Origin of the sequence: Stenotrophomonas sp. GD03930 (assembly GCF_029839665.1) — a bacterium.
Classification (GTDB): domain Bacteria; phylum Pseudomonadota; class Gammaproteobacteria; order Xanthomonadales; family Xanthomonadaceae; genus Stenotrophomonas; species Stenotrophomonas forensis.
Genome location: NZ_JAOCAV010000001.1, coordinates 196,027 through 216,778, shown reverse-complemented (window position 1 = coordinate 216,778; position 20,752 = coordinate 196,027). Strand labels below are relative to the sequence as shown.

Genomic DNA, 20,752 nt, shown 5'->3' with positions numbered 1-20,752 from the left:
GGATGCTGCCGGCGAGTTCGCTGCTGGACACGCCGGCCGCGTCGCTCATCGACCCGGACTGGGCTGCTGCCGCGCGCCAGGCGCTGCAGCAGGCCGACGCGCGCCTGTACCGCCGCTTCGACCAGGGCGACAACATCGAACGCCTGCTGGCGCTGCGCGCACGCGCAGCCGACCATCTGATCCGCCTGGCGTGGCAGCGCTGCCTGCCGGCCGACAGTGGCCTGTCACTGTTTGCGGTGGGCGGCTACGGCCGCGGCGAACTGTTCCCGCGTTCGGACATCGACCTGCTGGTGTTCGGCGAGCCGCCGGCGCAGCTGGCCCACGAGCCGGCACTGGCGCGCCTGTTCGCACTGCTGTGGGATTGCGGGCTGGCGGTCAGCCATGCCGTGCGGTCGGCGGCGCAATGCCGCGAGGCGGCGGCCGACCAGACCGTACTGACCGCGCTGATCGAGGCGCGCCCGATCCTGGCCGAAGAGGCCACGCGTCGCGCCCTGCGCGAGGCCATCGATGATCGCGAGCTGTGGCCGGCGCGTGCGTTCTTCCTGGCCAAGCTGGAAGAACTGCGCAACCGCCACCAGCGCTTCGGTGATACCGCCGACAACCTGGAGCCGGACCTGAAGGATGGCCCCGGCGGCCTGCGCGATCTCAATACGCTGGGCTGGATGGCGCTGCGCGCGTTTGGCGTGCGTGACCTGGAGGCGCTGGTCGGGCTCGGCCACCTGGGCGCCGATGAAGCGGCCGCGCTGAAGCGCGAACGCGCGGTGCTGGCGCGGCTGCGCTTCGGCCTGCACCTGGTGGCGCGCCGCCCGGAAGAGCGCCTGCGCTTTGATTACCAGAAGACCCTGGCCGCGCGCCTGGGCTTTGAAGACGACGCCGAGAACCTGGGTGTCGAAAAGATGATGCAGGGCTTCTATCGCGCCGCACTGGTGGTGCGCCGGATCAGCGACCGCCTGCTGCAGCGCTTCGAGGAACAGTTCGACGGCGAGGCGCAGCCGGAACCGCTGACCGTGGGCTTTTCCCTGCGCCGCGGCTACCTGGCGGCCAATGATGCCGACTGGCCGCGCGGCGACATCGGCCAGGTATTCGCGCTGTTCGCCAGTTGGGCCAACAATCCGCAGGTGCGCGGCCTGCATTCGCTGACCGCACGCGCGCTGGCCGAAGCGCTGCCCGTGCTGCCGGCCTACGACGTGGCCGACGCCGATGCGCGCGAGCAGTTCCTGGCGTTGCTGCGTGGCCAGCGCCCGGTCGACACGCTTTCGCGCATGGCGCGGCTGGGCGTGCTCGGGCAGTGGATTCCCGCGTTCGCCCAGGTCAGTGGGCGCATGCAGTTCGACCTGTTCCATGTCTACACCGTCGACCAGCACACGTTGATGGTCCTGCGCAACATCGGCCTGTTCGCCAGCAGCCGTGCCGACGAGCGATTCTCGATCGCGCACGAAGTGTGGCCACGCCTGCGCAAGCCGGAGCTGCTGCTGCTGGCCGGCCTGTTCCATGACATCGCCAAGGGCCGTGGCGGCGACCATTCGGAGCTGGGTGCGGTGGACGCGCGCGCGTTCTGCCAGGCCCATGCGCTGAGTGGCACCGATACCGAGCTGGTGGCATGGCTGGTCGAACAGCACCTGCGCATGTCGGTGACCGCGCAGAAGCAGGACATCGCCGATCCGGTGGTGATCCATCGCTTCGCCACCCTGGTCGGCAGCCGCGACCGCCTCGACTACCTGTACCTGCTGACCTGTGCCGACATCGCCGGCACCAGCCCGAAGCTGTGGAACGCGTGGAAGGACCGCCTGCTGGCCGACCTCTATTTCGCCACCCGGCGCGCGCTGCGCGAAGGGCTGGAACATCCGGTGCCGGCGGCCGAGCGCGTGGCCGAGGCGCGTGACAGCGTGCGCGCGCTGGTGCGCGAGCAGGGCTACGACGATGCCACCATCGACCGCCAGTTCGCGGTGATGCCCGACGAAGGCTTCATCCGGCTGCGGCCGGAGCAGCTGGCCTGGCAGGCGGCCGCGCTGGTGCCGGTGAAGCAGGGCCAGGCGCTGGTGAAGGTGCGCCGGATCAGCGTCGACGACCCGGCACTGGAAGTGTTCGTGCATTCGCCGGACCGCGACGGCCTGTTCGCCGCCATCGTGATGACCCTGGACCGCAAGGGCTATGGCATCCACCGCGCGCGCGTGCTGGATGGCCCTGCCGACACCATCTTCGATACCTTCGAGGTGAACCCGGCCGATACCTTCGCCGATGGCAGCAGCACCAACCTGGAGGCTGCACTGCGCGAGGCGCTCAGCGGTGACCTGACCCGACTGCGGCCTTCGCGCCGGGTGGTGCCACGGCAGCTGCGCCATTTCCGCTTTGCCCCGCGCATCGAGTTCCGCGATGAGCCCGGCGCGACCCGTTTTGCCCTGGTCGCCCCCGACCGTCCCGGCCTGCTGGCCGACGTGGCGTTCGTGCTGCGCAACCAGGGCCTGCGCGTGCATGACGCGCGCATTGCCACATTCGGCGAACGCGCCGAAGACACTTTCGTGATCAGTGACGAACACGACCTCCCCCTGACTGAACCTGCCCGGCAGCAGCTGCATGACGCGATGCTGGCCTGCCTGGACCCTGATCGAAACGCCGGAGACCCCGCCTGATGGCCACCAAGCCCGCCAAGAAGACCGCCGCGACCCCGAAGAGCGCAGCGGCCAAGAAACCTGCCGCCGCGCCGGCCGCAAAGAACGCCGCTGCGCCGAAGAAGGCCGCTGCGGTGAAGGCCCCGGCGAAGAAGGTGGCTGCACCGAAGAAGGCCCCGGCCAAGAGCGCCGAAGCCGCGCGCGCCGAAACCATTGCCCGCAAGTCGCTGCGCAAGCCGGCCGCGCCGGGCGTGGAAGAGCTGAAGTTCGGCATCGAGAGCGCCTTCGAGCGCCGCGCCACGCTGACCCTGCATGAGCTGGAAGGCTCGACCAAGCCGCTGGTGAACCGGGTGATCGATGGCCTGGAAAGCGGTGAGTTCCGGGTTGCCGAGCCGGACGGCCATGGCGGCTGGAAGGTCAACGAGTGGCTGAAGAAGGCCGTGCTGCTGTACTTCCGCGTCAACGACATGGCGGTGGTCGATGCGCGCCCGGCGCCGTTCTGGGACAAGGTCGAATCGCGTTTCGCCGGTTATGACGAAGCGAAGTTCCGCCGTGGCGGCGTGCGCGTGGTGCCGGGCGCGATCGCCCGCCGCGGCACGTACTTCGGCAAGGACGTGGTGCTGATGCCGAGCTTCACCAACATCGGTGCCTACGTCGGCGAAGGCACCATGGTCGATACCTGGGCCACTGTGGGCTCCTGCGCGCAGATCGGCCAGCACTGCCACCTGTCCGGCGGCGCCGGCATCGGCGGCGTGCTGGAACCGCTGCAGGCCAGCCCGACCATCATTGAAGACCACTGCTTCATCGGTGCGCGTTCGGAAGTGGTGGAAGGCGTCGTGGTCGGCCACCACAGCGTGATCGGCATGGGCGTGTTCCTCAGCCAGAGCACGCGCATCTACAACCGCGCTACCGGCGAGATCAGCTACGGCTACATCCCGCCATACAGCGTGGTGGTGTCCGGTTCGCTGCCGAGCAAGGACGGTACCCACTCGCTGTACTGCGCGGTGATCGTCAAGCAGGTCGATGCGAAGACCCGCAGCAAGACCAGCGTCAACGACCTGCTGCGCGGCCTGGCCGACTGAAGGTGACGGCGCCGGAAGACCTGGCGCAGTCCGCGATCTACCGGCATCCGTCCGACACCCTGTTCGGGCGGATGCTGCCTCGCCTGCTGCACGCCCCACGCTGGACCCGGCTGCGGCGTGCGCTGTCGCGGCGCTGGCCGATACCGGCGCTGGTCAGCGACGTGCGCGACGTGGTGTATGTGAGCTGGTGGGTTGATGTGCGCCATGCACCGCCACCGCCGCCGGGCCATCACTACGTCGTGCATGAAGGGCGTACGCCGTACACCATCCTCAGCTATCGCCATGGCCATTTCGGGCCCGGCATGGCCGGACCGCTGCGCGCGCTGATGCCCTCGCCACGCCAGAGCAACTGGCGCTGGTACCTGCGCCGGGACGATGCTCCGGACGGGACGCCGGTGGTGCTGTTCGACCGCAACGTGATGGACCAGCTGGCCTTCGTGGCCGGTGCACGCGCGTTCAGCGATGCGATGCAACCCCACCTGTCCACGCGTTTCGAACACCAGATACGCGCCGATGGCGGCGGGCAGACCTGGATCGAAGGCGGGCAGGGCAGTGCCCCGGCGCTGCATCTGCAGTGGCGCGCCGCCGAAGGCTGGAACCCTTCGGCATGGGCCGGGTTCTGCGATGGCCATGACGCGCGGTTGCGATTCCTGACCTGCCAGGACGAGGCCATCGCACGTACCTGCGATGGGCGCTGGGCCAGCACCCGCATCGATCTGCCGGTGGATACCACCCAGCTGCAACCGCTGCAGCTGGAGGGCGGAGCGCACTGTCCGCGCCTGCAGGCAATGGGCGTGAACCTGGCCGAAGGGCTGGCGCTGCGCCTGCCGGCGGTGCCGTTCCGGGTCGTGTCCGAGCGCCTGTTGTGAGATTCTGGCCCTCTGTTTTCCAGCATCACAGATGGCCATGAGCACCACTGTCTACGGTTTGAAGAACTGCGATACCTGCAAGAAGGCGACCAAGTGGCTGGACCGCTTCGGCGTGCCGTACACCTTCGTCGACTACCGCGACAACAAGCCCAGCCCGGAAACCCTGCTGGAATGGGCCGCGCAGCTGGGCGGCCTGGCGACGATGGTCAACAAGTCCTCCACTACCTGGCGGCAGCTGCCGGACAACCGCAAGGCGGCCGACTCGGATGCCGAGTGGAAGCTGCTGCTGCGTGAGTACCCGCAGCTGATCAAGCGCCCGGTGGTGGTGACCGCCGACGGCACGGTCAGCCAGGGCTTCAGTGACAACGGATTCAAGGCACGCTTCGGCGTGGGCGGCGCATGAGTGCCGTCCTCGACCTGACCTGCGAGCTGATCGCACGCCCCTCGGTGACGCCGGACGATGCCGGCTGCCAGGCGTTGCTGGCGGCACGCCTGAAGCAGGCCGGGTTCCACTGCGATCACCTGCGCCTGGGCGAGGTCGACAACCTGTGGGCGACCCATGGCCACGGCGCGCCGGTGCTGGTGCTGCTGGGACACACCGACGTGGTGCCGCCCGGTCCACGCCAGGCATGGGCGAGCGACCCGTTCATGCCGACGATCCGTGACGGCGTGCTGTATGGCCGTGGCACGGCCGACATGAAGGGCAGTGTGGCCGCGTTCGTGGTCGCCGCCGAGCAGTTCGTGGCCGCGCATCCCGATCATCCCGGCACGCTGGCGGTGCTGTTGACCAGCGACGAAGAAGGCGATGCGATCGATGGCGTGCGCCATGTGGCACGCCTGTTCGCCGAGCGTGGCCAGCGCATCGACTGGTGCATCACGGGTGAGCCTTCGTCGACCGCGACGCTGGGTGACCTGCTGCGTGTCGGCCGTCGCGGCAGCCTGTCGGCCAAGCTGCGCGTACAGGGCGTGCAGGGGCATGTGGCGTACCCGGAAAAGGCGCGCAATCCCATCCACCAGGCCGCGCCGGCACTGGCCGAACTGAGTGCGCGGCGCTGGGACGAAGGCTACGAGAGCTTCCCGCCGACCAGCCTGCAGATCTCCAACATCCATGCCGGCACGGGCGCCAACAACGTGATTCCCGGTGAGCTGGAGGTGGACTTCAACATCCGCTACAACCCGCACTGGGACGCGCCGAAGCTGGAGGCGGAGATCGCTGCACTGCTCGACCGGCATGGCCTGCAGTACACGCTGAAGTGGCATCGCAGCGGTGAGCCGTTCTACACCCCGGAAGGTACCTTGCGCGCCACTGCGCGTGCCGTGCTGGCCGAACACATCGGTCGTGCGCCGGAGGAAAGCACGGGCGGTGGCACCTCCGACGCGCGCTTCATCGCACCGCTGGGTGCGCAGTGCATCGAAGTGGGGCCGGTCAACGCCAGTATCCACCAGGTGGACGAGAACGTGCGCGTGGACGAGCTGGAAGCGCTGCCGGGGCTGTACCAGCGGCTGGTGGAACGGCTGCTGGTGTGAGGAGGGAGGGTGCCGACCGTTGGTCGGCACGCCTCCGGCTGAGGCTGCTTTCCTGTAGAGCCGAGCCATGCTCGGCTCTACTACTCCGAGAAGATGAAGAACGGCGGCTCGATCGCCTTCTTCCAATAGCTCGGCGCGGCCATGTAGAAGTGCTGCGCTTCGGCCCTGGCGAACCATTGCGTCGCTGCATCGGTGTTTTTCTCCACGCCCGGCGCGCTCCGACCCAGCAACAGCCCAGCGAAGTACTGGCCGAACACGTTGCCCTGCGCACCGGCGAGCTGGTACAGCTGCAGGGCGCGCGCCGGATCGCGCGGCAGGCCCACGCCTCTTTCCAGCAGCGCGCCCAGGTCCACCTGCGCTTCGGCATCGCCGCGCTCGGCGCGTCGCTGGATGCGGGCCACCAACGGGTGCACGGTGCCGGCCTGCGCGGCCACCGCATCCGGCAGTCGTGAGGAACGGCTTGGATAGCGGTGGTAGATCATCGCGCGCAGGTCCCAGCGCAATGCCAGCTGCGCCTCGCTGCGCGCGCGATAGGCAGTGGCGAGTTCATGGAACGCGTAGGGATTGCCGTGGTTGGCCGCTGCCAGGTAGGCGCGTTCGCCACGTCGCCACGACGCACGCAGAACCGGTGCAGGATCGATATGGGGGCTGTCGGCATGCCGCAGCGTGCCGGACGTCCAGATCCGGCCCAGTGCTTCTTCCGCCTTGGTGTTGTGGAAGGTCCAGGGCGTGATCGCAGCGGCGCGCTCGTAGTACGTGATCGCACGCGGATCGTTGAAGTGCTCGAAGGTCTGCGCGGTGTTCCAGGCACCGTCGAAGCTGCCGTCGGTGCCGCGTTGCTCCAGGCTTTGCAGCTGGGCTGGCGGCAGGGGCGAAGGCGGGGGCAGGGTCTGGCATGCGGCCAGGCCCAGGCAGAGCAGGGCGGCCAGCGCCCCGGTGCGTCCATTGCGGTGTTGCATTCCAGTTACACATTGCAGGGCGGGCCATTATGCGCCGCCAGGCGGTCCAGCTGGTTGCCGACGCAACTGTTGCGCCGTGCCGGAAACCGGGGTAGGGTCGATGCCATGTCGATCCGCCTGACCACCGCCGTCAACAACAACCGCAACAATCTGCGCGCGAATAATCGTGCGCGGCCGATGCGGGACTGCGCCCTGGGTAGATAGACAGCAACATACGCCCGGACACCAGAAAACCCGCATCGGCCGATGCGGGTTTTTTTGTGCCCGGGCGCAGCCCCACCCGGGCCTGGATGGCCGGTCGAACACCTTCCCACCCGTGAAATCCCCCAACAGGAGCTCCGCCATGTGTTCGATCTTCGGAATCTTCGGCCTGCAGGCCGGTGACGATCTTCCCGCCCTGCGCCGCCACGCGCTGGAACTGTCGCAGCGCCAGCGCCACCGCGGCCCGGACTGGAGCGGCGTGTACCTCGACGAGGGCGCACTGCTGGTCCATGAGCGGCTGGCCATCGTCGATCCGGCCGGCGGCTCGCAACCGTTGCTGTCGGCCGACGGCCAGCTGGCGTTGGCGGTGAACGGGGAGATCTACAACCACCAGCAGCTGAAGGCCGCGCTGACCACCGCCTATGACTTCCAGACCGGTTCGGACTGCGAAGTGATCAACGCGCTGTACCGCCAGGGCGGATCGCCGGCGCAGTGGCTGGAGCAGCTCAACGGCATCTTCGCCTTCGCGCTGTGGGACCGTGACAGCGGTCGCGTGCTGGTGGCGCGCGATCCGGTCGGCGTGGTGCCGCTGTACTGGGGCCATGATGCGCAGGGGCGCCTGCGCGTGGCCTCGGAGATGAAGGCGCTGGTCGATTCCTGCGCCGATGTCGCGCAGTTCCCGCCAGGCCACTATTTCGACAGTGCCAGCGGCGAACTGGTGCGCTATTACCAGCAGCCGTGGCGCGAGTACGCGGATGTGCAGGGCCGCCAGGCCGACCTGGCCGAGCTTCGCCAGGCCTTCGAGCATGCGGTCGAACGCCAGCTGATGAGTGACGTGCCGTACGGGGTGCTGTTGTCCGGTGGCCTCGATTCCTCGCTGGTCGCTGCCGTGGCTGCACGCTATGCACGCCGTCGCATCGAGGACGGCGGCCAGACCGAAGCCTGGTGGCCGCGCCTGCACTCGTTTGCGATCGGCCTTAAGGGCTCGCCCGATCTGGCAGCCGCAGCGGTTGCCGCCGAAGCGCTGGGCACCGTGCACCACGGTTTCGAATACACCTTCGAGGAGGGCCTGGATGCACTGCCGGAAGTGATCCGCCACATCGAGACCTATGACGTCACCACCATCCGCGCATCGACGCCGATGTTCCTGCTGGCGCGGCGGATCAAGGCGATGGGAGTGAAGATGGTGCTGTCCGGCGAAGGCAGCGACGAAATCTTCGGCGGCTACCTGTACTTCCACAAGGCGCCGGATGCGCGCGAATTCCACGATGAACTGGTGCGCAAGCTCGATGCCCTGCACAACTACGACTGCCTGCGCGCCAACAAGTCGATGATGGCCTGGGGCGTGGAGCCGCGCGTGCCGTTCCTGGATCGCGAATTCCTCGACGTGGCGATGCGTTTCGACGCCGCGCACAAGATGGTCTGCGCCGGGTTCGGTGGCCGCCGCATCGAGAAGGCGGTGCTGCGCGAGGCGTTCGACGGCTACCTGCCGGACAGCATCCTGTGGCGGCAGAAGGAGCAGTTCAGCGATGGCGTCGGCTACGGCTGGATCGACGGGCTGAAGGCGCATGCCGAAGCACAGGTGAGCGACCGTGTGCTGGCGGCCGCGGACAAGCGCTTCGCGCACAACCCGCCGCAGACCAAGGAGGCGTACTACTACCGCCACCTGTTCGAGCAGTTCTTCCCCAGTCGCGCAGCTGCCGAGACGGTGCCGGGCGGCAAGTCGATCGCCTGTTCGTCGCCGGCGGCGATTGCATGGGATGCCAGTTTCGCGGCAGCGGCCGACCCGTCCGGGCGTGCGATTGCCGGCGTGCACGAACAGGCACTGGCCTAGCGCCGGAGGCAGTGCCGGCCGCTAGCCGGCATTACCGTGCAGGCACCAGCGTCATCACATGCTGGGCCTTGCCCGGCAGGAACGGGGTCGGGCGGCCATGCACCCAGTCTTCATGGCCGGCCCCCCAGTAGGGGGACAGCGGATGGCCGCTCTGGCCGCCGGGCATGTGCACGATGCCGTCGGCCTCGTGGCCGGGCGAGACCACCATCCGCTCCGAGGCGCCGAAATTCGGCGTCTGCACGCGCGGCATGTCGCGGTCGCCGGGCAGGCGATCGGCCGGCATGCACAGCCAGCGCTTCGCGAAGTCCGGCAGCGCGCGTGCGATCGGGTGGCAGATCGCCGCCGTGTTGCGCTCGCCCCAGCTGCGCTGGGCCAGCGGGCCCTGTTGGGACAGTTCGGCTTCGGTTCGGCGTGCCGCATCGTTCAACAGCGCATCCCAGCTGTCGAAGGCGGGGGGCAGCAGGTTGGCCGGGCGCTGCTGCAGCATCGGCCAGGCGACGCCTTCCAGCTGCGCCAGCCGCGGGTCCAGGTAGTCCTCTCCCAGTCGAGCGTTGGCCGGGGCCAGTAATGCGTCAGACAGCGTCTGCATTACCTGCGAGCGGAACTCGCGCACCACCCGGTAGCTGACCGAGCTGACCGAGGCGCGGCCGCCCCATTGATGGCTGGCCTCTCCCAACCGCTTCAACGCAGGATCGTCACTGCGTTCGATGACGTCGTGCAGCAGTGCCCACCAGCGTTGCAGGAACACTGCGCGGTCGTCGAGCTGGATCGCCAGCAGGTCGTGCTCGTCGAAGCGCTCCTGGATGGCCAGCAGGTCGCGGATCTGCCGCGCACGGGCCCCAAGGTCATAACCACCATGGCCAACGCTGGCCAATGCCTCGCCGTCGAGCACGCGGCCGTTGGCGGTCCACAGGCGATGGCTGGGTGGATCAATCAGTGCCGGTGCGGCGTCGCTGCGGATCGGCCAGGGCGCGCAGTCCTGGTTGCTGGCGGCGTTGAAGCCGGCCGGTGCACAACCGGGGCCGCGGTCTGGACGGGCGCCGATCAGGCGCCAGGCGATGCGTCCGCTGCGGTCGCCGATCACCAGGTTCTGTGCGGGGATGCCAGCCTGGTCGGCGAAGTGCAGGGCGGCTTCCAGATCGCCGGCACGGGCCAGGTCACCGAAGTCCAGGCGCACCGCACCCGGCAGCTGCGCGACCCAGCGCAGGGCATCGCCGCTGCCATCGGCATGCGTGTGCAGGATGGGGCCCCAGGCGCTTTCGCGCACCGGGAACACCACGTCGGCCTGGCCGGCCACTGCGATGCGCTCGTCATGCACGGTGACCGCAGCATTGGCCGGTTCAGTGCGGTAGTCCGCCGTGTCGATATAGCTGTTGGTGAAGCCCCAGGCAACGTGCCCGTTGCTGCCGACGATCACCGCCGGCAGGCCGGGCAGCGAGAAACCGGTGACATCGACCTGGCCGCCCGCGGCCTGCGGGTCGGGGTAGCGCAGGCGCACGCGGAACCACAGCCCCGGCGCGCGCAGGCCGAGGTGCATGTCATCGGCGACGATGGCGCGGCCGTCGGCGGTCAGTGCGCCGGATACGGCGAAGTTGTTGCTGCCGACCGCATCGGCCTCTTCCTGTCCGGTGCCCGGCTTTCCCTGCAATGTGCGCAGATCAAGCTGGCTGGCGTCGGGCAGCACGGCGTTGCCGGTCGGTTCGCCGAACAGGGGCGCATCCCATTCGCTGCCATCGTGGACGAGCAGGGCGTACAGCGCCGGCGGCACCACCGCGCGGATGCGGCTCAGCGCCAGTTCGGTCTGGTTGCCCGGGTCCTGCAGGTCGGCGTACATGGCTAGCCCGGTGAGCACGCTGTCGCTGGCCTGCCAGGGCTGCGGCGCCTGCCGCAGCAGCAGGTACGCCCAAGGCCGCACGGACAACCCGGCCAGGCCTTCATTGACCCCGGCCACGTAAGCCCCCATGGCTTCGGCGTTGCTGCCCAGTGCGGCCTGCATGTTCGCCTCGGTACGCGCGCGCAGGCGATGCACGCGCATGCGCTTGTCGGCGTCGACGGCCTTCGGCCCGAACAGCGCCGACAGCTCGCCCGCGGCACTGCGCCGCATCAGGTCCATCTCGAAATAGCGTTCCTGCGCATGCACGCGGCCCAGCGCACGCATCGCGTCGGCCTGGTTGCCGGCGGTGATGGTGACCACGCCCAGCGCGTCGCGCTCGACGGTGACCGGCTTGGCCAGGCCCGGCAGCGCATGCTCGCCGTCCAGGTCGGCCAGGCTGCCGCTCAGCAGCAGCCACAGCACCAGAACGGTGACCAGCACGATGGCGATCAACACGCCCAGCACCCAACGCCATGTACGTCGCATCGCACGTCCTTTCCACGCTCGAGGGTCGATTGTAGCCGCAGGCGCAACTGCGACTGATTCCGATTAGATCACCGTCGCCGGAAATGCGTCACCCTATGCCGCATCGATTCACAGGAGCCCCCCATGAAAGGCAACCCGGACGTCATCGCCTGCCTGAAGGAACTGCTGCGCGGCGAGCTTGCTGCCCGCGACCAGTACTTCATCCATTCCCGCCGCTACGAGGACCAGGGCCTGTTCGCGCTGTACGAACGCCTGAACCACGAGATGGAAGAAGAGACCCAGCACGCCGACGCGCTGCTGCGCCGCATCCTGTTCCTGGGCGGCGACCCGGACATGCGCCCGCATGCCACCGAGCCGGGCAAGACCGTGGAGGAGATGCTGCAGAAGGATCTGGATACTGAATACGCGGTTCGGAACAATCTCGCCGCCGGCATGAAGCTGTGCGAAGAGAAGGGTGACTACGTCAGCCGCGACATGCTGCTGGCGCAGCTGAAGGACACCGAGGAAGACCATGCCTGGTGGCTGGAGCAGCAGCTGGGCCTGATCAAGCGGATCGGCCTGGAGCTGTACCAGCTGAGCAAGATCGACGGCAACGGCGCCCCGGCGCACTGAGCCGCAGGCGCTGGGCAATTCCCGGCGACCACCCGGTAGAGCCGACCGCTGGTCGGCTGCTCTTCAAAAAGCAGCCGACTAACAGTCGGCTCTACCAGGAGCCAGAAGCAGCCGACCAGCGGTCGGCTCTACCAGAAGAAGCACAGCGTTCTGTCGCCCGCCAGCATCGGAGCCCCGCCAGCCAGCCTTCGCCCGCCAGCTGCTCCACCGCCCGCCAGCCGACAACGAAAAAGCCGGGGCATGCCCCGGCTTTTTCGTGTCTGACGTCCCTGGATTCCGGTAGTGCCGGCCGCTGGCCGGCAACTGCTGAATGTTGCTCGGATCCAACGTTGCCGGCCAGCGGCCGGCACTACCGGTCACTCCACCGACAGGCCTTCCACCTTCTGCCAGCCACGCGGCAACAGGTGGCCGCGGGTGGCGCGGGCGCCGAGATAGGCGTCCAGCTCGTTGAACTTCAGGCCCATGGTGCGCTGGCCGCTGCGTACCTGCAGGGTCTGCCCCGGGCTGATCGCCACGATCGCCACGACCCGCTCGGTGGCCAGCTTGGCCTTGGGGATCTCGATGATCTTGTTACCCTTGCCCTTGTCCAGTTCCGGCAGGTCGTTGGCGGCGATCGCCAGCAGGTTGCCCGAGCTGGTCACCGCCACGATGCGATCAGTGGCGACGTTGGCAACCACCGAAGGGATCAGCACCGACGAGCCGGCCGACAGGTTCAGCATCGCCTTGCCGGCCTTGTTGCGGCCGATCAGGTTCTCGAAGCGGGTGACGAAGCCGTAGCCATGGCTGGAGGCCAGCACGAAGCGCGTCTCCGGTTCGGCACTGGCCAGGGTGACGAAGCTGGTGCCCGGCGCCGGCGAGAAGCGGCCGGTCAGCGGTTCACCGTTGCCGCGAGCGGACGGCAGGGTATGCACCGGCGTCGAGTAGGCGCGGCCCTCGCTGTCGAGGAACGCGACCTGCTGGGTACTGCGCGCGCGCACCGCGCCCTGCAGGGCGTCGCCATCGCGGTAGGACAGGGCGGACGCATCGACGTCGTGGCCCTTGGCGGCACGGATCCAGCCCTTCTCCGACAGCACGACGGTCATCGGCTCGCTCGGCACCAGCTCGGTCTCGTCGATGGCCTGCGCGGCCTGGCGCTGCACCAGCGGCGAACGGCGTGCGTCGCCGAACTTCCTGGCATCGGCGGTCAGTTCGTCGCGGATCAGCTTCTTCAGCTTGGCCTTGCTGTCGAGGATGCCGAGGATCTTCTCGCGCTCCTTGGCCAGCTCGTCCTGCTCGCCGCGGATCTTCATCTCTTCCAGGCGCGCCAGCTGCTTCAGCTTGGTTTCCAGGATGTACTCGGCCTGGTCGTCGGACAGGCCGAAGCGCGCGATCAGCGCTGCCTTCGGTTCGTCCTCGGTACGGATGATGTGGATCACCTCGTCCAGGTTGAGGAACGCGACCAGCAGACCTTCCAACAGGTGCAGGCGGCGCTCGACCTTCTGCAGGCGGTGCTGCAGGCGGCGGGTGACGGTATTGCTGCGGAAGGTCAGCCATTCGCTGAGCAGCATCTTCAGGTTCTTCACCTGAGGACGGCCGTCCAGCCCGATCACGTTGAGGTTGACGCGGTAGCTGCGCTCCATGTCCGTGGTCGCGAACAGGTGGCCCATCAGCTGTTCGGCGTCGACGCGGTTGGAGCGCGGCACCAGCACCACCCGCACCGGGTTGGCGTGGTCGGACTCATCGCGGATGTCTTCCAGCCACGGCAGCTTCTTGGCGCGCATCTGCGCGGCGATCTGCTCGATCACCTTCGACGGCGACACCTGGAACGGCAGCGCCGTGACCACGATGTTGTTGGCTTCCTTGGTGAAGGTCGCACGTGCACGCACGCTGCCGTTGCCGGTCTCGTACATGTTCCGCAGATCGCTGGCCGCGGTGATGATCTCGGCGCTGGACGGGTAGTCCGGGCCCTGCACGTGTTCGCACAGGTCGCGCACGCTGGCCTCGGGGTTGTCCAGCAGGTGCAGCAGCGCGCTGACGATCTCGTTGAGATTGTGCGGCGGCACGTCGGTGGCCATGCCCACGGCGATGCCGGTGGTGCCGTTGAGCAGCAGGTGCGGCAGCCGCGCCGGCATCCAGGTTGGTTCCTGCAGGGTGCCGTCGAAGTTCGGCGCCCAGTCGGTGGTGCCCTGGCCCAGTTCGCCCAGCAGCACTTCGGCGATCGGGGTCAGCTTGGATTCGGTGTAACGCATCGCCGCGAACGACTTCGGGTCGTCGCTGGAGCCGAAGTTGCCCTGGCCCTCGATCAGCGGATAGCGGTACGAGAACGGCTGGGCCATCAGCACCAGCGCTTCGTAGCACGCGCTGTCGCCGTGCGGGTGGTATTTACCGATGACGTCACCGACGGTGCGCGCGGACTTCTTCGGCTTGGACGCGGCATTCAGGCCCAGCTCGCTCATCGAATAGATGATGCGGCGCTGCACCGGCTTCAGGCCGTCGCCGATGAACGGCAGGGCGCGGTCCAGGACCACGTACATCGAGTAGTCGAGGTAGGCGCGCTCGGCGTACTCGCGCAGCGGCAGTTGTTCGAATCCGTGGAACACGGGGCGGGCAAGTTCGGTCATGCGGCGTTGTTACCTGTTGTCGGGAGGCGGCGACGGCGGTCGCCGCTCGCAATCCTGTGATTATCCGGATGCGGCGGGGGATGCCAAGCCGCGCGCAGGGTCCAGCCCGGTTTCCAGGCCATGCCCGGCGCGTGCCAGGTAGCGCCCGGGTGGCAGCCCGAAGTGGCGGCGGAACACGGTGACGAAGGCGCTGGCGCTGCTGAAGCCCAGCGCATGGGCGATATCGGCCACGCTGCGGCCGTCGGTCAGTTGGCGCAGGGCCTCGGACAGGCGGGCCTGCTGCCGCCACTGGGCGAAGCTGAGGGTGGTCTCGTCGCGGAAGTGGCGGGTCAGGCTGCGCGGGGAAAGCCCGGCCCAGTGCGCCCATTCGGCCAGGCTGCGCTCGTCGGACGGGTCGGCCAGCAGCTGTGAGGCGATCTTCAGCAGGCGCCGGTCATGCGGCATCGGCAGGTGCATGCGCTGGCGCGGGGCGGTGCGGATCTCGTCCAGCAGCACGTCGATGATGTGCTGGCGCTCGGGCGTGGTGGCATAACCCAACGGCCATTCGCAGATGCGGTCGGCCAGTGCCTGGGCAAGCTTGGACAGGCCCAGCACGCACGGATCGGAGGGCAGGGTGGAGCAGGCAGGCGCCGCCAGGGCCATGCCCCAGCCGCGCAACGGCCCGTCGAGGGTGACCGTATGTGGCTCAAGCGGCGGCATCCAGCCGGCCGAACCCGGCGCCAGTGACCAGGTGCCGTGCGAGGTGCGGGTGGTCAGCAGGCCGCGCTCGACACAGATCAGCTGCGCGCGCTGGTGGTGGTGCCAGTCCACTTCGCGGACAAGGCCCTGCGGGCTGTCGAAGCGGAAGGCGACGACCGGTGGGCCATCGTTGCGCTCGAACCAGTCCAGCGCGTCGTCACGCAGCAGGCGCTTGGGAGGGGGGATTTCTGCCTTGTTCATCATATCCGCTGGCTGAAATGTGTCATCCATTGGCTGGATTGTACTACCGGGCCACCTGACCAGATCATTAAGGTAGGCGCCTTCACTGATCGAGCCCGCTGCTGCAACACAGCATTCGATGCCAGATCGAATATTTCCATTGAGAAATATTTTTTTTGGAAGAGAATGCTCCCCCATGATCTGTCCTGCAACCACTCCCCCCAGCTTCGGCCTGCTGCTGCGCCAGGTGCGCGACGGCCTGGTCCGCCAACTCGACGCGTCCATGGCTGAAGAAGATCTGGGCATCGGCTTCACCCACTACATCGGGCTGAAGGTGCTTTCGCACATGGCCCCCTGTACCGCCAACGAACTGGCCCAGGCCATCGACCAGGTGCCCAGTGCGGTGACCCGCCTGCTGGACAAGCTGGAAGCACTGGGCTGCGTCCGCCGCGAGCCGCATGCGCAGGACCGGCGTGCACTGCAGATCGTGCTGACCGACGAAGGCCGCGCGCTGTGGGCGCGGCTGAAGCTGCGCGGCGACGCGGTGATGGATTACGCGCTGCGTGATCTTTCCGCCGATGAGCGCACGCTGCTGCTGTCCCTCCTTACCCGAATCCGCGATTCACTGACGACCCCATGAACCCGATCCCGCATCCCACTCTCCGCCGGTCCGGGCGCGCGCTGCTGGTGTCAGCGCTGGCCCTGGCCCTGGCCGCCTGCGCCAGCAGCCGCGGCCTCACCCCGCAGGGCCACGTGCTTGAGGTGGACAGCCTGCACAGCGAACGTACCCTGGCCGACACCGACCTGAGCGCCACCGGTTTCCCGGCGCAGGACTGGTGGAAGGCACTGGGCGACGCGCAGCTGGACGCGCTGATCGCTGAAGGCCTCGCCGGCCACCCGAGCCTTGATGCCGCCGATGCACGCCTGCGCCAGGCCCAGGCCCAGGTCGGCACCGCACGAGCCGATCAGCTGCCCAGCCTGTCGGTGTCCGGTGGCTACACCGGCCTGCGCCTGCCCGAATCGATGGTCGGCAGCGAGATGGGCGGCCGCTACGGCGGCAGCAGCCAGGTTGCCTTCGACTTCAGCTACGGCGTGGACCTGTGGGGCGGCAAGCGCGCGGCCTGGGAAGCGGCCGTGGATGGCGCGCATGCCGCCACGGTCGAAGCCCAGGCGGCACGCCTGAACCTGTCCACCGGCATCGCCCAGGCTTACGCCGACCTGGCCTACGCCTGGCAGCTCAATGACGTGGCCGAGGAAGAACTGACCCGCTCGCAGAAGTCGCTTCAGCTGACCCGCCAGCGCCGCAGCGCCGGCATCGACAGTGACCTGCAGGTGCGCCAGGCCGAGGCCCGCGTGCCGGCCGCGCAGCAGCAGGTGCTGGCCGCGCAGCAGCGCATCGACGCTGCCCGCACCGCGCTGGCCGCGCTGGTCGGCAAGGGCCCGGACCGGGGCCTGTCGATCCAGCGCCCGCAGCCGCTGAACCCGATGGCGTTGCAGCTGCCGGGTGTGCTGCCGAGCGAACTGCTTGGCCGTCGCCCGGATATCGTGGCTGCGCGCTGGCGCGTGGAAGCGGCCGACAAGCAGATCAAAGTCGCCAGGACCAAGTTCTACCCGAGCTTCAACCTGACCGCGCTGGCCGGCGTGGTCGCCCCGAACGTGGGCGATCTGCTGAAGAGCAGTTCCACCTTCGCTTACATCGGCCCGGCGCTGAGCCTGCCGATCTTCGAAGGCGGCAAGCTGCGCGCCAACCTGGCCAACACCGATGCGCAGTACGACCTGGCGGTGGCCAACTACAACCAGGCCGTGCTCGACGCACTGCGCGACGTCGCCGACCAGGTCAATGCGGTGCGTTCGCTGGCACAGCAGGCGCACGCGCAGCAGCAGGCCGTGGACACCGCACGTTCGGCCTTCGACCTGGCCCAGCAGCGCTACCGCGCCGGCATCGGCAGCTACCTGGACGTGCTGACCGCGCAGTCCACCCTGCTGCAATCGCAGCAGCAGCTGGCCGGCCTGCAGTCGCAGCAGGTGCAGACCTCGGTGCGCCTGAGCAAGGCCTTGGGCGGTGGTTTCCAGCCCGCTGACGCCGACCGCGCCCCGATTGCCTCACATTCCGATTCCTCGCATTCCTGAAGACCTCCACCATGAGCCAGACCCAAGACACCGCGGCCCCGGCCGCCTCCAACCGCCGCGGCAACCTGCTGCGCGGCCTGTTCGTGATCGTCGTGCTGCTGCTTGCCGCACTGGCGCTGTGGTACTTCATGTTCGGCCGTTGGTTCGAAGAGACCGACGATGCCTACGTGCAGGGCAACCAGGTGCAGATCACCCCGCTGGTGGCCGGTACCGTGGTCGCCATCAACGCCGATGACGGCATGCGCGTCGAGCGCGGCCAGCTGCTGGTGCAGCTGGACCCGTCCGACACCTCGGTGGCGCTGCAGCAGGCCGAAGCCAACCTGGCCAAGACGGTGCGCCAGACCCGCGGCCTGTACCGCAGCGTGGAGGGCGCGCAGGCAGACCTGAATGCCCGCCAGGTGACCCTGAAGCGCGTGCGCGACGACTTCGCCCGCCGCAAGGACCTGGCCGCCACCGGCGCCATCTCCAACGAAGAACTGGCCCATGCCCGCGATGAGCTGGCGGCCGCCGAAGCGGCCGTGGCCGGTTCGCGTGAGACCGTCGAGCGCAACCGCGCGCTGGTCGACGACACCGTGATCGCCACCCAGCCGGACGTGCAGGCGGCGGCCGCGCAGCTGCGCCAGGCCTTCCTCAACAATGCCCGCGCCGGCATCGTCGCGCCGGTCACCGGCTACGTTGCCCGTCGTTCGGTGCAGGTCGGCCAGCGCGTGCAGCCGGGCAATGCCCTGATGGCCGTGGTGCCGACCGAGCAGATGTGGGTCGAGGCCAACTTCAAGGAAACCCAGCTGCGCCACATGCGCCTGGGCCAGGAAGTGGAGCTGAAGTCCGACCTGTACGCCGGTGACGTGAAGTACAAGGGCCGCATCCAGAGCCTGGGCCTGGGCACCGGCTCGGCGTTCTCGCTGCTGCCGGCGCAGAACGCCAGCGGCAACTGGATCAAGATCGTGCAGCGCGTGCCGGTGCGCATCGCCATCGATGCCAAGCAGCTGGCCGAGCACCCGCTGCGCATCGGCCTGTCGATGAAGGCCGAAGTGAGCCTGCGCGACCAGAAGGGCGAAGTGCTGCCGAGCGCGGCGGCCAAGGGCACGGTGTTCGACACCGATGTGTATGCCAAGCAGCTGCATGATGCCGATGAGGTGATCCACACGATCATCCAGGGCAACCTGCCGCAGCAGCAGGCGAAGGCGGGCTGAGGTCGCCATGTCCGCACAAGCTCCAGCCGCGCCCGGCGCTCCGGGCGCACCGGCGGCGCCAGGTGCGGCCTCCGGGTTCCTGCCGCCCAGTGTCGCCCTGTGCACCGTGGGCCTGGCGATGGCGTCGTTCATGCAGGTGCTCGACACCACCATCGCCAACGTCTCGCTGCCGACCATCGCCGGTAATCTCGGTGCCAGTTCGCAGCAGGCGACCTGGGTCATCACCTCGTTCGCGGTCAGCACGGCCATCGCGCTGCCGCTGACCGGCTGGCTCAGCCGCCGCTTCGGCGAACGCAAGCTGTTCGTCTGGGCCACGCTGGCCTTCGTCATCACCTCGCTGCTGTGCGGCCTGGCGCAGAGCATGGGCATGCTGGTGGTATCGCGCGCGCTGCAGGGCTTCGTGGCCGGCCCGATGTACCCGATCACGCAGTCGCTGCTGGTCTCGATCTATCCCCGCGAGAAACGCGGGCAGGCGTTGGCGCTGCTGGCCATGATCACCGTGGTGGCGCCGATCTGCGGCCCCATCCTCGGTGGCTGGATCACCGACAACTACAGCTGGGAATGGATCTTCCTGATCAACGTGCCGTTGGGCATCTTCGCCGCGCTGGTGGTGGGCAACCAGCTGAAGGGTCGCCCGGAGCAGATCGAGAAACCGAAGATGGACTACGTCGGCCTGATCACCCTGGTGATCGGCGTCGGTGCGCTACAGCTGGTGCTCGACCTGGGCAATGACGAGGACTGGTTCTCGTCGATGAAGATCGTGGTGCTGGCCTGTGTGGCCGTGGTGGCGCTGACGGTGTTCCTGATCTGGGAACTGACCGACAAGGATCCGATCGTCGACCTGAAGCTGTTCCGCCATCGCAACTTCCGCGCCGGTACGCTGGCGATGGTGGTGGCCTATGCGGCGTTCTTCAGCGTGGCCTTGCTGATCCCGCAGTGGCTGCAGCGTGACATGGGCTACACCGCGATCTGGGCGGGCCTGGCGACCGCGCCGATCGGCATCCTGCCGGTGATCATGACCCCGTTCGTGGGCAAGTACGCATCGCGCTTCGACATGCGCATGCTGGCCACGGTGGCCTTCATCGTGCTGTCGATGACCAGCTTCCTGCGCTCGAACTTCAACCTGCAGGTGGACTACATGCACGTGGCCGGCGTGCAGCTGATCATGGGTATTGGTGTCGCGCTGTTCTTCATGCCGGTGCTGCAGATCCTGCTGTCGGACCTGGATGGGCGCGAGATCGCGGCGGGCTCCGGCCTGGCCACCTTCCTGCGTACGCTGGGCGGCAGCTTCGCGGCATCGCTGACGACGTGGCTGTGGGCGCGGCGCACCCAGGTGCACCATGCCGACCTGACCGAGCACATCTCGGCCTATCAGCCGGGCATGCAGGACCAGGTGGCGGCAATGGGGCAGGGTGACCTGCAACATGGCGCGGCGGTGCTGAACAACATGATCAACCACCAGGCATCGCAGATGGGCTTCAACGACATCTTCTTCCTGCTGGGCTGGATCTTCCTGGCGATCATTGCCTTCCTGTGGCTGGCCAAGCCACCGTTCGGCGCCGGTGCAGGTGCGGCCTCGGCCGGTGGCGGGCATTGACCGACGGGTATTGATGAAAAACAAGACCCCGCCGGAAGGCGGGGTTTTTGTTTGCAGCCTCATCGCGATGCATGCACGCGTCGCGTGGATGTGCCCGGATGACGGGCATGAAAAAACCCGCTTGCGCGGGTTTGATCATTTGCTGAGTCATGGTGCCCAGGAGAGGACTCGAACCTCCACGAAGTTGCCCCCGCTAGCACCTGAAGCTAGTGCGTCTACCAATTCCGCCACCTGGGCGACTCAGGAGACGAATTATGGGGAA

General features: G+C 68.0%; 15 protein-coding genes and 1 tRNA gene. 11 read left to right on the top strand and 5 right to left on the bottom strand.

All coding sequences use genetic code 11. The features are described from left to right. The first annotated feature begins 2 nt into the window (after window positions 1–2). Genes N5C18_RS01080 through dapE form a run of 5 tightly spaced genes read left to right on the top strand, consistent with a single transcriptional unit; the run spans window position 3 to window position 6,087 of the window. A complete protein-coding gene (locus tag N5C18_RS01080) occupies window positions 3–2,630 on the top strand; it encodes a [protein-PII] uridylyltransferase (RefSeq protein ID WP_053508223.1) in 2,628 nt (875 codons plus the stop codon). Beyond that, on the top strand, window positions 2,630–3,691 hold the full coding sequence (gene dapD / locus N5C18_RS01075; protein WP_279943605.1) for a 2,3,4,5-tetrahydropyridine-2,6-dicarboxylate N-succinyltransferase: 1,062 nt from the start codon (window positions 2,630–2,632) through the stop codon (window positions 3,689–3,691). Before N5C18_RS01080 ends, dapD begins: the two co-directional genes overlap by 1 nt. Window positions 3,692–3,693: 2 nt before the next feature. Continuing rightward, window positions 3,694–4,560 carry a hypothetical protein gene (locus tag N5C18_RS01070; RefSeq protein ID WP_053449224.1) on the top strand — a complete coding sequence of 289 codons (867 nt, stop codon included), beginning with the start codon at window positions 3,694–3,696 and terminating at the stop codon, window positions 4,558–4,560. A gap of 31 nt (window positions 4,561–4,591) precedes the next feature. Continuing rightward, window positions 4,592–4,963, top strand: a complete 372-nt coding sequence (locus N5C18_RS01065) for an arsenate reductase (RefSeq protein ID WP_279943604.1) — start codon at window positions 4,592–4,594, stop codon at window positions 4,961–4,963. Continuing rightward, entirely contained in the window at window positions 4,960–6,087 is a 1,128-nt protein-coding gene (gene dapE / locus N5C18_RS01060) for a succinyl-diaminopimelate desuccinylase (protein WP_164241138.1), read from the top strand. Before N5C18_RS01065 ends, dapE begins: the two co-directional genes overlap by 4 nt. Before the next feature lie 80 nt (window positions 6,088–6,167). Here the strand turns inward: dapE and N5C18_RS01055 are convergent, their stop codons facing one another. Next, window positions 6,168–7,046, bottom strand: a complete 879-nt coding sequence (locus tag N5C18_RS01055) for a sel1 repeat family protein (protein ID WP_279943603.1) — start codon at window positions 7,044–7,046, stop codon at window positions 6,168–6,170. 343 nt (window positions 7,047–7,389) lie between these two features. Here N5C18_RS01055 and asnB point away from each other — a divergent pair, with 343 nt between their 5' ends. After that, window positions 7,390–9,081: an asparagine synthase B gene (gene asnB, locus N5C18_RS01050; RefSeq protein ID WP_279943602.1), complete on the top strand. Its 1,692-nt coding sequence runs from the start codon at window positions 7,390–7,392 to the stop codon at window positions 9,079–9,081. Window positions 9,082–9,112: 31 nt separating this feature from the next. Here the strand turns inward: asnB and N5C18_RS01045 are convergent, their stop codons facing one another. After that, window positions 9,113–11,440: a penicillin acylase family protein gene (locus N5C18_RS01045; protein ID WP_279943601.1), complete on the bottom strand. Its 2,328-nt coding sequence runs from the start codon at window positions 11,438–11,440 to the stop codon at window positions 9,113–9,115. A gap of 123 nt (window positions 11,441–11,563) precedes the next feature. On the opposite strand from N5C18_RS01045, the gene bfr reads away from it, so the two are divergent. Continuing rightward, window positions 11,564–12,052, top strand: coding sequence for a bacterioferritin (bfr, locus tag N5C18_RS01040; RefSeq protein ID WP_004151115.1), 489 nt, complete (start codon window positions 11,564–11,566; stop codon window positions 12,050–12,052). 356 nt (window positions 12,053–12,408) lie between these two features. Here bfr and parC read toward each other — a convergent pair whose 3' ends face one another. Together parC and N5C18_RS01030 are read right to left on the bottom strand one after the other, a co-directional pair. Then, window positions 12,409–14,652, bottom strand: a complete 2,244-nt coding sequence (gene parC / locus N5C18_RS01035; RefSeq protein WP_053508209.1) for a DNA topoisomerase IV subunit A — start codon at window positions 14,650–14,652, stop codon at window positions 12,409–12,411. A 60-nt stretch (window positions 14,653–14,712) separates the two neighbouring features. Continuing rightward, window positions 14,713–15,594 (bottom strand): helix-turn-helix transcriptional regulator, encoded by an 882-nt coding sequence (locus N5C18_RS01030; protein WP_180878278.1) that lies wholly within the window; start codon window positions 15,592–15,594, stop codon window positions 14,713–14,715. Between the two features lie 172 nt (window positions 15,595–15,766). On the opposite strand from N5C18_RS01030, the gene emrR reads away from it, so the two are divergent. Genes emrR through emrB form a run of 4 tightly spaced genes read left to right on the top strand, consistent with a single transcriptional unit; the run spans window position 15,767 to window position 20,490 of the window. Then, complete coding sequence (emrR, locus tag N5C18_RS01025; protein WP_005408766.1) at window positions 15,767–16,210, top strand: multidrug efflux system transcriptional regulator EmrR; 444 nt, start codon at window positions 15,767–15,769, stop codon at window positions 16,208–16,210. After that, window positions 16,207–17,700, top strand: a complete 1,494-nt coding sequence (gene emrC, locus N5C18_RS01020) for a multidrug efflux transporter outer membrane subunit EmrC (protein WP_053449230.1) — start codon at window positions 16,207–16,209, stop codon at window positions 17,698–17,700. Before emrR ends, emrC begins: the two co-directional genes overlap by 4 nt. Window positions 17,701–17,711: 11 nt before the next feature. Next, entirely contained in the window at window positions 17,712–18,893 is a 1,182-nt protein-coding gene (gene emrA, locus N5C18_RS01015) for a multidrug efflux MFS transporter periplasmic adaptor subunit EmrA (protein WP_006427716.1), read from the top strand. Between the two features lie 7 nt (window positions 18,894–18,900). After that, a complete protein-coding gene (gene emrB / locus N5C18_RS01010; RefSeq protein WP_006427717.1) occupies window positions 18,901–20,490 on the top strand; it encodes a multidrug efflux MFS transporter permease subunit EmrB in 1,590 nt (529 codons plus the stop codon). Window positions 20,491–20,640: 150 nt separating this feature from the next. On the opposite strand, the gene N5C18_RS01005 is transcribed toward emrB, so the two are convergent. Beyond that, a tRNA-Leu gene (locus N5C18_RS01005) sits at window positions 20,641–20,727 on the bottom strand. Between the last annotated feature and the right edge of the window lie 25 nt (window positions 20,728–20,752).